Origin of the sequence: Haloferax prahovense DSM 18310 (assembly GCF_000336815.1) — an archaeon.
Lineage (GTDB): Archaea > Halobacteriota > Halobacteria > Halobacteriales > Haloferacaceae > Haloferax > Haloferax prahovense.
This window is the reverse complement of the sequence record NZ_AOLG01000058.1, coordinates 93,541-106,556: the sequence shown is the minus strand read 5'-3', so window position 1 is coordinate 106,556 and position 13,016 is coordinate 93,541. Positions and strand designations below refer to the sequence as shown.

Below are 13,016 nucleotides of genomic sequence, written 5' to 3'. Positions count from 1 at the left end.
TATACCCCAATCAGAGAGGTACGAGTCACACCAGAGGACAACATATGTCTAATTATTTGAGTTATAATAGTAAAATTTAAATTATATGTCCAGATATGTTCCGATACATGCCTGAAAATGGCCCTGACGGCGAGCGAGCCGAAATGACGAACCGAGCTATCGGACGCACAACCAGTCGGCGCGGATTCCTCGCAACGGCGGGGGCCGTCGGTGTCGCGGGACTCGCGGGCTGTTCCGGCGGAGGCGATTCACCCACCCAGACCGGGGGCGGGAGCGCCGAACAGTCGGGAACGACGGCCGGCTCGTCGGGCGCTCAAGACGTGAGCGTCTCGTTCTGGCATATCTTCGGGGGAGAACTCGGCCAGACGCTAGAAGACATGGCCAGCGAGTTCTCACAGCAGCACGACGGAATCACCATCGAGGCGGTCAACAACGGCGGTTACCGACAGAATCTCAATCAGTCGCTGCAAGCGTCGCGGGCTGGCGACCCGCCGGGAATCGTCCAGATATTCGAGGTCGGGACGCGACTCGCGCTCGACAGCGGTTCGTTCACGCCAGTCGAGGAGATTCTGCCCGAAGACAAAATCGACCTCGACGACTTCCTGCCGTCGGTCTTGAACTACTACCGCATGGACGGGACGCTGAACTCGATGCCGTTCAACTCCTCGAACACCATCATGCTCTACAACAAGAGCGCGTTCGAGGCGGCCGGCCTCGACCCCGAAAGCCCGCCGCGGAGCCTCGCGGAAGTCCGGCAGGCCGCACAGACCATCGTCGACCAGACCGACATGGAGAGCGGAATCAGCTGGCCGAACCACACGTGGATGCAGATCGAACAGCAGTTCGCGAAGCAGGACCAAGTGCTCGTGAACCAGGAAAACGGCCGCGACGGTCGACCCGACCAGACGTTCTTCAACTCCGAGGCGGGGCGCAGCGTCTACTCCTGGTGGAAGCAGATGGCCCAAGACGGGCTCTATCTCAACCCCGGCATCGAGGCGTGGGGAGAGGCGCGACAGGCGTTTCTCACCCAGAAGGTGCCGATGCTGTGGGATTCCACGTCGAACATCGTCTCGATGCAGTCCGGCGCGAAGGAGAACGGCTTCGAACTCGGCTCCGGCTACCTGCCGACGCCCGACGGCGCGAACACCGGCGTCGTCATCGGCGGGGGGTCGCTGTGGGTTCCCGACGCCCTCGCCGACGAGAAGAAGCAGGCCGCGGGCGAGTTCATCGCCTACGTCACACAGCCCGAACAACAGGCGCGCTGGCATCGCAACAGCGGCTATTTCCCGGTTCGGCAGAGCGCCATCGACCGACTCACGAACGACGGCTGGTTCGAGAACAACCCCAACTTCAGCACGGCGTTCGACCAGCTACAGGACACCGAGGATACGCCCGCGACGCGCGGCGCGGTGATGGGCGTCTTCCCCAAGACCCGGTCCATCAACGAGGAGATATCGGTCAGCATCATCAACGACCAACTCGGCGTCGAGGAGGGGCTGTCGCGGATGGACACGCAGGTCGGCGAGGCGCTCGCCGGCTACAACGGCAACTACGACGGGAGCGAGTAGGCTCCCCCGACACGTTATTTACATGTCTACTGCCACAAAACCGTACGATTCGACGCTTCAGGCGGCGCTGTTGTTACTCCCGACGGCGGCGGTCCTCGTCGCGTTCCTGTACTACCCCGCGCTCGAGACGTTCCGTCTCAGCCTCTACGAGACGCTGTTCCTCGGACAGCGACAGACGTGGACCGGGCTCGGGAACTTCGTCAGCCTGCTCACCTCGGACGTCTACCAGTACAGCTTCCTCGTCACGGTCGCGTTCGCGGCGGTCGTCGTCTTCGGAACGCTCGGCGTCTCGCTGCTGATAGGCTACCTGATATTCTCCGTCGACGTCCGGTCGTCCGTGTATCTCGTCGCCGCGATTTGGCCGTACGCGCTCCCGCCGGCGGTCGCCGCGATTCTCCTGAACTTCATCCTGCACCCGAACCTCGGCATCTTCACCCACTACCTCGAGCTTCTGACGCCCTTTACGCTGGACTGGTTTAACGACGGCCCGCAGGCGTTTGCGATACTCGCGGTCGTCGCGGTCTGGAAGCAGCTCGGCTACAACATCATCTTCATCGTCGCCGCGCTGAGCAACATCCCCGAGATACTGACTGAGAACGCCCGTATCGACGGTGTCGGTCGGTTCAGGATGCTGTACAAGGTGTACGTGCCGATGATCGCACCGACCATGACGTTCCTCGTCATCATGAACACGATATACGCGTTCTTCTCGACGTTCCCGCTCGTGGACCTGATGACGAGCGGCGGTCCCAGCGACGCCACGAACTTCCTGATATTCAAGCTCTACCGCGACGCCTTCCAGTTCAACAGCCTCGGGCTGGCGTCCGCGCAGTCCGTGATTCTGTTCGTCGTCGTGTCGATTCTGATGTACCTCCAACTTCGGTTCGCGTCGGGGTACGGGCGGTACGGAGGATAACGAGATGGCAACAGAAACAGACACCACGAACATCGACGCGAGACGGCTCGTCCACCGACTACCCGACGATGTGCTGCTGCACGGCGGCATCGTCTTCTCGATTCTCCTGATGGCGTCGCCGCTGTTGCTCGCGGTTATCATGAGCACGCAGTCGACGACGGAGGTGTATCAGGTGACGAACCTCGGCCTCGGGTCGAAGGGGCTTTCGAACTACTCGGACGCACTCGTGAACTACGACTTCAGCACGTACATGCTGAACTCGTTCGTGATGAGCGTCATCGTCGTCGTCGGGAAGGTCACGCTCTCGCTTTTCGCGGCGCTCGCGCTCGTCTACTACCGCTTCCCGTACGAGCGGGCGGTGTTCATGTTCATCCTGCTGACGCTGTTGTTGCCGGTGCCGGTTCGAATCGTCCCGCTGTTCCAGTTGATGGCCGACCTCGGCTGGACGAACTCACTCCTGGCGTTGACCGGGCCGTACATCGCGAGCGCGACGGCCGTCTTCCTCTTTCGCCAGCAGTTCATGGGAATCTCGGCCTCACTCGTCGAGGTCGCGCGCCTCGACGGCGTCGGCCCGCTCACCTTCCTGTTCAGGGTGCTCATCCCGATGTCGAGGGGGATGATAGCCGGGGTGTGCGTTATCACGTTCATCTACACGTGGAACCAGTTCCTCTGGCCGCTGGTCGTCGTGACCGACAAGAGCAGTCAAGTCGTCCAGGTCGGGATTCGGTACCTCCAGGGTTCCGCGCAGGCGGGGCTGACGCAGTGGGGGCTCATCATGGCCGGTGCGGTCCTCGCATTGCTCCCGCCGCTCGTGGTGCTCGTCGTGCTGCACCGACCGCTCCTGCGGACACTCACCATCCAACAGAAATAGCGAACTCACCATGTCAGACATCACGATTCAGAACCTACGGAAGACGTACGACGACGTGCGCGCCGTGAAGGGTATCGACCTCGAAATCGACGACGGCGAGTTCCTCGTCGTCGTCGGCCCCTCGGGATGCGGGAAATCCACGACGCTCCGGATGCTCGCCGGCCTCGAATCGGTGACGGACGGTTCTATCGCCATCGGCGACCGCGTCGTCAACGAGGTGCCGCCGAAGGACCGACGCATTGCGATGGTGTTTCAGAACTACGCGCTGTACCCCCATATGACGGCGGCCGAGAACATGAAGTTCGGCATGAAATCGGCGAGCGAGTTCTCCCGCGACGAAATCGAGCGACGCGTCGAAGATGCCACCGAGACGCTCGACATCGCGCATCTCCGCGACCGAAAACCGAAGGAACTCTCGGGCGGGGAGCGACAGCGGGTCGCTATCGGCCGCGCGCTCGTCCGCGAACCGGACGTGTTCCTGATGGACGAGCCGCTTTCGAACCTCGACGCGAAACTGCGGGTCCAGATGCGCGCCGAGTTACTCAAGCTCCACCGCGACCTCGAAACGACGACCGTCTACGTCACCCACGACCAGACGGAGGCGATGACGCTCGGCGACAGGGTCGCCGTACTCGAAGACGGGAGGCTCCAGCAGGTCGCTGCGCCCCAGGAGCTGTACGACTACCCGACGAACCAGTTCGTCGCGGGGTTCGTCGGCGAGCCCGCGATGAACTTCATCCCCGCGTCGGTCCGACAGCGAGGGGATGAACACGTCGCAACGGCACCGGGGCTTTCGCTCACACTTCCCGCCGGCTCGGGACTCGACGGTATCGACGACGACGGACTCACGCTCGGCGTCAGGCCCGAAGACGTGTCCCTCGTCTCGAACCGCGCCGGGGTGTCAGAGTCGTTCACCGCCGAGGTGACGGTCACCGAACCGCTCGGAGAGCTACTGCTTTTGCACTGTCGCCTCGGCGACGAGGAGATTCGAGTCAAGGTCGAGCCGCGGAGCCGAATTGCGGCCGGGGACACCGTCGAACTCGCCGTCGATACGGACCGACTCCACCTGTTCGATTCGGACGGCGACGCCGTGTACCACTCGTCTGTACCCGAGCAGGAGACCGAGAGCGCCCTAGCAGATTGACGAGGGCGAGGTGGGCACGGACCCCGTCACTACTGTCCGTCGAAGGGGTCAGGCGACAGGTCCAGCCCCGCCCGCTCCTCGTCGGTGAGCTCTTCGAGAACGCTCGTCCCGGAGCCCGGTTTCGAGTCCCACGACCAGTCCTCGTGGAGGCGGAGGCGACCGTCGCCCAGTCGCTCGATGCGGTCGGTCGAGTGGCCGGTCGCGGTCGTCCCGTCCTCGGTGACGTGGGAGTACCGGAAGTCGAGCGTGTCGTCGAGGCGGAGACCGACGAGGTGGCCCAGCCTGACGGTTCCGCCGCGGTACGTCGCGTGAATCAGGTCGTCGGACTGGTCGAACCAGAAGTAGGTGTCGCCGCCGACGTCGCCGCCCTCGGCGTTGGCGACCGACTTGAAAACTCGTCCGTCGAGCGACGGCGTGCGAGATTCGGGCATAATCCGTGTGGGCGGCCGAACGGTATGAGTGGTTCGCCGAAACGTGTGCAGGTGCGGGCACCCTCCCGGCCGGCCGCCCGTCACGGCCCGTCACGGCCCATCACGCCACCGTCGGTCAGTAGCTACTCCGGTCTCCCGAGCCGCCGTCAGAGCCGCTTTCAACCGCGTCAGTCGCCTTCTCGATGCCTTTCTTGGCCTTCTCCTCGCTCACCTTCGTTCGCTTTCCGATCTGCTTGGCGACGTCGTCTTCGTGTCCCTCTACGAGGCCGAGCAGCCGTCGAAGCTTGCTCATCACGCCCATAGCATCAGAGATAACGACTCCTCGGAAGAAAAGGTGGCGGCCGTCGAACGAACACAGCGGATTCCGAGAGCAGACACCGAAAGAATAGTAAATTATTCGTTATATGTTCAGAAGTGATATTTCACGAGGCGACGTCTCGAACCTCGATTCGTAGTTCGGAAGTACAGGGAGACAACGGAGAGAGGCGAACGAGCCGTAATGACCGTTTGATCGACGTTCACGGATTGTTCTCGATGGCGAACTGTGGCGGTTCGGGGCAGTGTCGACCGGTGCCGAAAGCCCGAGCCGAAAATCGGTCCGAGCGGGCCATCTAGTAATTTTCGCCGTTTCAGCGACCGAGTAGTGATTTCTCGGATGCCGTCGAACGCGAGTCGATAGATAGCGCCTCGGAGCTCCGAAATAAATTTATTCTGATGAAATTGTTAATTGGTATAGTATCCGATAGTAAGATTGCGCCGGGCGTAATCGAGCACGTGCAGTCACTGCATCCGAACGCTCGCTCACCACGGTGGCGCGTTACGAAAATATATTACAGACGTACGAGCGTAATTTGTTGATTCGCAGTAATAATCCAGCGGAGAGAGCAGCTGTAACTATCGTAAGTATATAATGTTCGGCAGTTCCGAACGTCCGAAGAACGGTCGCCGGCGGCGAGTGACGCGAGTCGGTCCCACCCGAGTCACGCGAGCGCGAGTTCCAGTTCGAACTCGCTGACGATGTCTTTGACCGTGTGCGCGAGCTCGGCTTTCCTGTCCTCGCCGGTCACCGAGTGGGCCGGCCCCGTGACGCTGAACCCGCCGATAACGTCGCCCGAGCGGCGCGTCGCGGCGACACCGATAGCGTAGAGTTCGTTGAAGTTCTCGGCGCGGTTGACGGCGTAGCCCTGCTCGCGGACGCGCTCTAACTCCTCGAACAGCGCCTCGCGGTCGGTGGTGGTGTTTTCCGTCTCCTGCGGGAGGCCCCATCGGTCGATTATCTGTTCGATGCGCGGCTCCGGGAGTTCCGCGAGAATCGCCTTTCCGACGGCGGTGTTGTGCAGGAACAGTCGGTTGCCGAGTTGCTCGTGGGACCACCCCATCTTACTCCCCGACGCGGTGTGCAGGAAGACGGCCTTTCCCCCCATCTCGACGGTGAAAATCGACCGGAGGCGGGTCTCTTCGAACAGTCGCTCCGTGAACTGCCGCGCGAGGACGAACGCCGGCTCTCGCGTCCGGACTTGGTTCCCCAATCGGAGCAGTTCCGGGCCGATGAAGTAGAAATCGCCCTCCTTGATGACGAACTGCTCCTGCTTGAGCGTCGCGAGGTGGCCGTGAATCGTGCTCTTGGGCTTGTCCATCCGCTCGGCGATTTCGGAGACTCGCGCGCCGTCTATCGCTTCGAGTTGCTTCAGAATCTCTATCGAGGTGGCGGTCGTCCGGAGCGTCTTGGTCGAGTCATCCGTTGGCATGACTCAATATTTTCGGCTATACATTTAAAGTTCAGGATAGTCGAACAGCTGGTCGACCCCGCGGCGCAGGGTGGCCCGGCGGGCGCGGCGTCGTCGGGCGCGTTCACCCCTCGACTTCGACCCAGCCGCCGCGCTCGCCGGACTCGTAGGCCGCATCGAGGACGCGAAGCAGCTGCACGGCGTCGTCGGCCGTCGCGGGCACGTCGCCGGTCTCGTAGCCCGCGAAGTAGTCCTCGAAGTAGTCCTGCACGAAGTCGCCCCACGCCGGGAACCGGTCGTAGGTGAACTCGAACTCGACGGTCCGCTTGGGCGCGGCGGTCCAGTCGGGGTGTTCCGAGGTGATGTCGAGCGGGACCGTGGGTTCGTGCTGCAGCGAGTCGTGGTGCAGCGGCGTCAGCGCCTGCCCCTCGGTGCCGTAGAGCCCGAGGTGCGTGTCCTTGCCGCGGTCGCTCAGGTAGTAGCCGGTGTGGTACGTCCCGAGCGTCCCGCTTTCGGTCTCGAACTGGAGGACTGCTCCGGCTTCCACGTCAGCCTCGACCGCGTCGTGGAACCGGGCGTTCACCCGCGCGATGGGGTCGTCGAGAATCCACGGCATCACGTCGACCCAGTGCGGGCCAATCCACTGGAGCGCGCCGCCGCGACTCGTCTCCCGGTCGTAGAGGTAGTGGTCGGTGTCCCGGTAGGAGAGCTGGCTGGCGTTGAAGCGGCCGTCGAGCGTCCACACGTCGCCGAAGAAGCCCTCCGAAACTCGGTCGCGGAGCGCCATCGCGACGGGGTTGCGCCGGTAGTACATCGTCGGCGAGACGGTCACGCCGAGCTCGTTGGCCCGCTCGGCGATGTCTTCGAGGTCGGCGGCGGTCCGAGCGATGGGTTTCTCGCTGACGACGTGAACGCCGTTCTCGACGGCGCTCTCGATGATTTCCGGCGTCTCGTCGCTCCGGTAGGTTATCCACGCCACGTCGACGTCGGCGTCGGAGACGAGTTCGTGTGGGTCCTCGTAGACCGCCGCGCCGCCGACGAGGTCCGCCATGTCCTGTCCCTCGGTCGTGATTTCGTCGGGCCGGTCGTCCATCGCCGCGATGTTCTCCACGTCGACCCGCCGGCCGGGCTCGCAGACCGCGGTAATCGTCGCGTCCAACTCGCTCGCGACCGCGAAGTAGGGGTCCCGGTGGTGGTGGTCGATACCGATGTATCCGATATTCGTACCCATACACGTAGTTCACCGAAAATGATTTAAAAATATTCGGGTACAAGCAAGGTAATCGGCGGCGGACGGTGCGTCGGCCTCGTGCGGTTAGCGCTGCGGCGTCTCAACCCGACGAGACCACGACCGGAGCCACGGGCGAGTCCCGCCGTTGGGGACGTTCAGCTCGTGGCTGTTGACCGGGAGGTCCGGGTAGCCGCCGACCTGTTCCTGACTGTCGACGAGGTAGCTCTCCCCGCCTTCGACGTTTTCGAGAATGCGTTCGTCGGCCGCCGTCCGGTCGGCCGGGCGCGCGCCGACGTTCGCGAGGTTGTGGTCGAACGTCCGGTCCGACGACATCGCCGCCAGTCCGTCGGGCCACAGCGGCCGTTCATCGACGACAGTCACGTTCTCGTCGACCATCGCCACGTCGCCGTCGGTGAGGTTGTCTTCGAGGTACGCCACGGCGGTGTCCACGTCGTCCTCGGTGAAGACGTTCGCCTTGTCCGAGTTGGGTCGGAGGTAGGCGTTGCCGACGATGCTCGCCTCGGTGTCGGGGTCAAGCCAGGTGCCGTCTTCGAAGTCGTACATCACGTTGTTGACGACGACGCTCTCGGTTCCCTCCTTGAGTCTGGGATGGCGGTCGGTATTGAACGCCCAGACGTTCCCCAGCATGGCGACGTTCTTCGCGTCGTTGCCGATGAGCGACCCGTAGCCGTGTTCGCCCTTCGGGTGGACCGAGTCGTCGAGCGCCTCGGCGACGAGGCAGTTCGAGACGGTCGTCTCCGCGGTCTCGTAGCCGACCGAGAGGCACTCGTCGACGCTCCACGAGGCGGAGACGTGGTCGATGACGTTGTTCGTCGTCTCGTCGGCCGTGTTGACCGTGTCGAGCGCCCAGTCCTCGGTCGCGTCCTCGATGCCCGCGTCGCCGAGTCGGACTCGAACGTGCTGGAGGACGCAGTCGCTCGCCCCGATATTCACGCGACCCTTGACCAGGGTGACGCCCGGCGAGGGCGCGGTCTGGCCCGCGATGTAGCACTTGTCGTACGGAATCGGGAGGTCGCGCACGCCGAGGTCGATTGTTCCGCTGGTCTCGAAGACGACCAGTCGCTCGCCGTCGATGGTGACCGCCTTTTCCAGTTGGCGGCGGGTCGGTTCGGTTATCACGATGATCGGGGTGTCGTCGTCGAGCCACGGTGCGGCCTCGGCGAACCCGTCGCTCGGTCCGAAGTGGGACACGCTGTCCGGGCCGGCGTGGGCCGGAACCTTGCTGTTCGACGGGTTCGTGGTGCTGAACGTGGAAACCGAACCCCGAGCGGTGTCGCCGTCGGCCGTGTCCGCCACCGCGCGAACCTCGTAGTAGCGACGCCGCGTCAGGTCGTCGGCGTCGACGCTGAACGCTCCCGACGAGGTGAGTTCCGTCGAATCCGTGGTCTTCCACGACTCGGTGGGTACCTCCCGGTACTCGAAGTAACACTCTGCGGAATCGGCACCGCCGAGGTCGCCGAGGTCGCCGGTGAGCGTGGCGGACCCGGGGCCGATGTCGGTCACGTCGCCGGTCGAGACGAGCGGGACGCCCGTCGTGTTCTCCACGCTCCCCGCGACTTCGACGTCGCCGATATCGCGGCTCCGGTCGGGGTCGACCCCCGAGAGACTCTGGAACGTCGCCGTCGCGAGCGTCCCCGAGAGGTGGCTGGTGACGGCCAGTCCGACGTAGACGCTGTCGCCCAGCGAGATGTCGGCGGCGTCGAGCGTGTTAATCGACGTCCACGTCTCGCCGTCCGTGGAGTGGTAGGTCTCTATCGTGTCTCCGCTTCGCTTGAGACGGAGCCAGTCGGCCGGTGTGCCGCCGACGCTATCCGTCTCAGCGCCGTCTTCGGGCCGATACTGCATCGACGCCTCGCCGTTGGGCCGGCGACGGACCATGACGTTCTTCGAGTCGGGGTCGAGCGACTCGCGGACCATCGGGCCCGCCTTCGTCCAGCTTTCGACGTTGTCGATGCCGGTGTTCTGGACGGCGACGTCGAAATCGCCGCTCAGCTCCGTATAGTAGTAGTGAAACGCGTCGGCGGTGCCCCAGATGTCGTCGCCGCCGCCCTGCATCGAAATCACGGTCGCGGCCGCGGCGCTGCCACCGAAGAGGCCAGTCGTCGCCGCACCGATACTTCCTGCTCCGAGCACGCGGAGGAACGTCCGTCTGTCGGGTCTCATGAGTGCATCACTCGAACAGACAACATATTCAACGATTGTTATAATTTATGGCAGTCTGGACCGAGGCCGACACAGCATATAAAGTTCGAGAGTGTCGAACGAATGACGCCGTCGCTGGTTCGAAATGACGAGATGAGACATGAGATATTACACCAATATGTTTGTAACACATCGCCTATTCCTTATAAAATTCGGGATATTCGAATAGAGGCGTTCACTCACACACGTCCTCGATTACGCTCTGTCGGACATCGTCGTAATCGACGGTTCGCGGATGCAGGCGACGGTCAGGCGCGCGAATCGTTCCGGTGGAAACCGAAACCATGCAAAAGGTTATTACACTCCGACCAGCAGATTGGTGCAACGAGTCAGCACATGCAAGAGCTAGGTATCATCATGAACGGCGTGACCGGCCGGATGGGAACGAATCAGCATCTCATCCGCTCCATCGTCGCGCTGCGCGAGGAGGGCGGCGTGGAACTTCCCAGCGGGGAACGAGTAATGCCCGACCCGCTTCTCGTCGGCCGTAACGAACGCAAACTCCGCGAACTGAGCGAGGAACACGGTATCGACCGGTGGACCGTCGACCCCGACCTCGAGACGTGTCTCGACGGCGACGACGAGGTGTACTTCGACTCGCAGATAACCCCCCGCCGCCCGGACAGCGTCATGAAGGCCATCGACGCCGGAAAGCACGTCTACTGCGAGAAACCGCTGGCGAGCGACCTCAGCGCCGCGCTCGACGTGGCCGGGATGGCCGAAGAGAGCGACGTGAAACACGGTATCGTCCAAGACAAACTCTGGCTCCCGGGGCTGTTGAAGCTCCAGCGACTCATCGAACAGGACTTCTTCGGCGACATCCTTTCGGTGCGCGTCGAGTTCGGCTACTGGGTGTTCACCGGCCACGGCCAGGAGGCACAGCGCCCCTCGTGGAACTACCGCGCCGAGGACGGCGGCGGTATCGTCGACGACATGTTCTCCCATTGGAGCTACGTGCTGGAGAACCTCTTCGGCGAGGTGGAGTCCGTCCGCTGTCTCCAGAAGACCCACATCGACGAGCGAATCGACGAGGACGGCGAGCCCTACGAGTCGACCGCGGACGACGCCGCCTACGCTATCATGGAGCTGGAAGACGACATCGTCGCCCAGCTCAACTCCTCGTGGACCGTCCGCGTCAACCGCGACGACCTCCTCGAGATTCAGGTCGACGGGACCGAGGGAAGCGCGGTCGCCGGCCTGCGCGACTGCAAGACGCAGGGCCACGCGAACACGCCGAAGCCGGAGTGGAACCCCGACACGCCGAAGGAACACGACTTCTACGAGGACTGGACGGGCGTCCCGAACAATCAGGTGTTCGAGAACGCGTTCAAGCTCCAGTGGGAGAAGTTCATCCGGCACGTCGTCGCCGACGAACCGTTCCCGTGGGACTTCACCGCCGGGGCGCGCGGCGTCCAGCTCACCGAGGCGAGCTATCGGTCCTCAGAGGAGGGCCGCCGCGTCGTCCTCGACGACCTCAGCGTGTAGAAAGGCCCCCGACGAACAGTTTTATGTCGAACTCGGCCGTCGAGTTCCGCATGCACACAGATGGCGACGAGAACCCCGTAGACTGGCTCTCAGTCCCGGAAGACGTTATCCTCGAAGCGTGCGGTAACCCCTCTCTCCCCGAGTTAGGTATCATCGAACAGGTCTGGGAGACGAATCCGATTCCGGCGGCCGACGTTCCGGAGGCGGCCGCGAAGGCCGTCGCCGCGCTGTCGTTCGCGGCTGTTCCCGAGGGTGGCGAGGTCGCGCTCGGCGTCGGGAGCCGCGGTATCGCGAACATACCCGACATCGTCGCGGGCGTCGTCGACGCCGTCTCCGAGGCGGGCTACGAGCCGTTCGTCTTCCCCGCGATGGGGAGCCACGGCGGCGCGACCGGCGACGGACAGCGGGAGATGCTGAACGAACTCGGCATCACCGAGGAGCGAATCGGCTGCGAGATTCGGTCCAGTATGGAGGTCGTGGAGGTCGGGCGCACGCCGGACCGCGACGTGCCCGTCGTCGCCGACGCCAACGCCGCGGGCGCGGACGCCATCATCCCCATCAACCGCGTCAAGCCCCACACAGACTTCGACGGCGAGGTCGAAAGCGGGCTGTCGAAGATGCTCGTCATCGGCATGGGCAAACAGCGCGGCGCGCAAATCGCCCACAAGTGGGCCGTCGACTGGTCGTTCCGACGGATGATTCCCGAGATAACCGAGCAACTGCTGGACTCGCTTCCCATCGTGGGCGGCGTCGCCATCGTGGAAGACCAGCACGACGACACCACGCTCATCGAGGGCGTCCCCCCGTCGGGATTCCTCGACCGCGAGCGCGAACTGCTCGAAACCGCGTACGAACTGATGCCGAAGCTCCCGTTCGAGGAGCTCGATTTGGTCGTGTTCGACCGACAGGGCAAGGAGATTAGCGGGCAGGGGATGGACACGAACGTCATCGGCCGCCGACCGTTTTCCATCAACGAGCCCGCGCCCGAGAAGCCGAACATCAAGCGCATCTACACCCACGGGCTGACCGAGAAGACCCACGGCAACGCGATGGGCGTCGGGTCGGCCGACGTGATTCACGAGGACATCGTCGCCGAGTTGGACGCGCAGACGACGCTCATCAACGCGCTCACCGCGAGCACCATCCGCGGCGTGAAACTCCCGCCCGTCGTCGAGACCGACCGCGCGGGCGTGGTCGCCGCGCTGTCGACAATCGGCGTCGTCGAGCCCGACACGGTCCGGGTCGTCCGCGCGGCCGACACCATGCATCTCCACCGGCTGTACGCCTCGCCGGCGCTCGTCGAGGAGGCCCGCGAGCGAGACGACCTGCGCGTGGTCGAAGATCCCACACCGATAGCGTTCGAGGACGGCCAGTTCGCCGCGCCGTCACTCCGGGACTGAAGAACGCGAGCGCGTCTTTT

Annotated in this window: 11 protein-coding genes; 6 read left to right on the top strand and 5 right to left on the bottom strand. The window is 63.6% G+C overall.

Annotated features, from left to right (window positions below; translation table 11 throughout):
- The first annotated feature begins 95 nt into the window (after positions 1 to 95).
- The 4 genes from C457_RS18990 to C457_RS18975 are packed head-to-tail and all read left to right on the top strand — an operon-like array spanning position 96 to position 4,499.
- On the top strand, positions 96 to 1,568 hold the full coding sequence (locus C457_RS18990) for an ABC transporter substrate-binding protein (protein ID WP_083864327.1): 1,473 nt from the start codon (positions 96 to 98) through the stop codon (positions 1,566 to 1,568).
- Between the two features lie 22 nt (positions 1,569 to 1,590).
- Entirely contained in the window at positions 1,591 to 2,484 is an 894-nt protein-coding gene (locus C457_RS18985; RefSeq protein WP_008097194.1) for a carbohydrate ABC transporter permease, read from the top strand.
- Positions 2,485 to 2,488: 4 nt separating this feature from the next.
- Complete coding sequence (locus C457_RS18980; RefSeq protein WP_008097192.1) at positions 2,489 to 3,355, top strand: carbohydrate ABC transporter permease; 867 nt, start codon at positions 2,489 to 2,491, stop codon at positions 3,353 to 3,355.
- A gap of 10 nt (positions 3,356 to 3,365) precedes the next feature.
- Complete coding sequence (locus C457_RS18975; RefSeq protein WP_008097191.1) at positions 3,366 to 4,499, top strand: ABC transporter ATP-binding protein; 1,134 nt, start codon at positions 3,366 to 3,368, stop codon at positions 4,497 to 4,499.
- 29 nt (positions 4,500 to 4,528) lie between these two features.
- Here C457_RS18975 and C457_RS18970 read toward each other — a convergent pair whose 3' ends face one another.
- The 5 genes from C457_RS18970 to C457_RS18950 all read right to left on the bottom strand — a co-directional run bounded on the left by C457_RS18970 (position 4,529) and on the right by C457_RS18950 (position 10,072).
- Entirely contained in the window at positions 4,529 to 4,930 is a 402-nt protein-coding gene (locus C457_RS18970; RefSeq protein WP_008097190.1) for a hypothetical protein, read from the bottom strand.
- A 115-nt stretch (positions 4,931 to 5,045) separates the two neighbouring features.
- Positions 5,046 to 5,231: a hypothetical protein gene (locus tag C457_RS18965; RefSeq protein WP_004971567.1), complete on the bottom strand. Its 186-nt coding sequence runs from the start codon at positions 5,229 to 5,231 to the stop codon at positions 5,046 to 5,048.
- 679 nt (positions 5,232 to 5,910) lie between these two features.
- Positions 5,911 to 6,678 carry an IclR family transcriptional regulator gene (locus tag C457_RS18960; protein WP_008097189.1) on the bottom strand — a complete coding sequence of 256 codons (768 nt, stop codon included), beginning with the start codon at positions 6,676 to 6,678 and terminating at the stop codon, positions 5,911 to 5,913.
- A gap of 103 nt (positions 6,679 to 6,781) precedes the next feature.
- Positions 6,782 to 7,888, bottom strand: coding sequence for a Gfo/Idh/MocA family protein (locus C457_RS18955; RefSeq protein ID WP_004041221.1), 1,107 nt, complete (start codon positions 7,886 to 7,888; stop codon positions 6,782 to 6,784).
- A gap of 84 nt (positions 7,889 to 7,972) precedes the next feature.
- Positions 7,973 to 10,072: a hypothetical protein gene (locus C457_RS18950; RefSeq protein ID WP_008097188.1), complete on the bottom strand. Its 2,100-nt coding sequence runs from the start codon at positions 10,070 to 10,072 to the stop codon at positions 7,973 to 7,975.
- Positions 10,073 to 10,447: 375 nt separating this feature from the next.
- Between C457_RS18950 and C457_RS18945 the strand changes: the two genes are divergently transcribed.
- The gene (locus C457_RS18945) at positions 10,448 to 11,596 is read left to right on the top strand and encodes a Gfo/Idh/MocA family protein (protein WP_008097186.1); all 1,149 of its coding nucleotides are present in this window, start codon (positions 10,448 to 10,450) and stop codon (positions 11,594 to 11,596) included.
- Positions 11,597 to 11,619: 23 nt separating this feature from the next.
- Positions 11,620 to 12,996 carry a DUF362 domain-containing protein gene (locus tag C457_RS18940; RefSeq protein ID WP_004041218.1) on the top strand — a complete coding sequence of 459 codons (1,377 nt, stop codon included), beginning with the start codon at positions 11,620 to 11,622 and terminating at the stop codon, positions 12,994 to 12,996.
- Positions 12,997 to 13,016 lie beyond the last annotated feature (20 nt).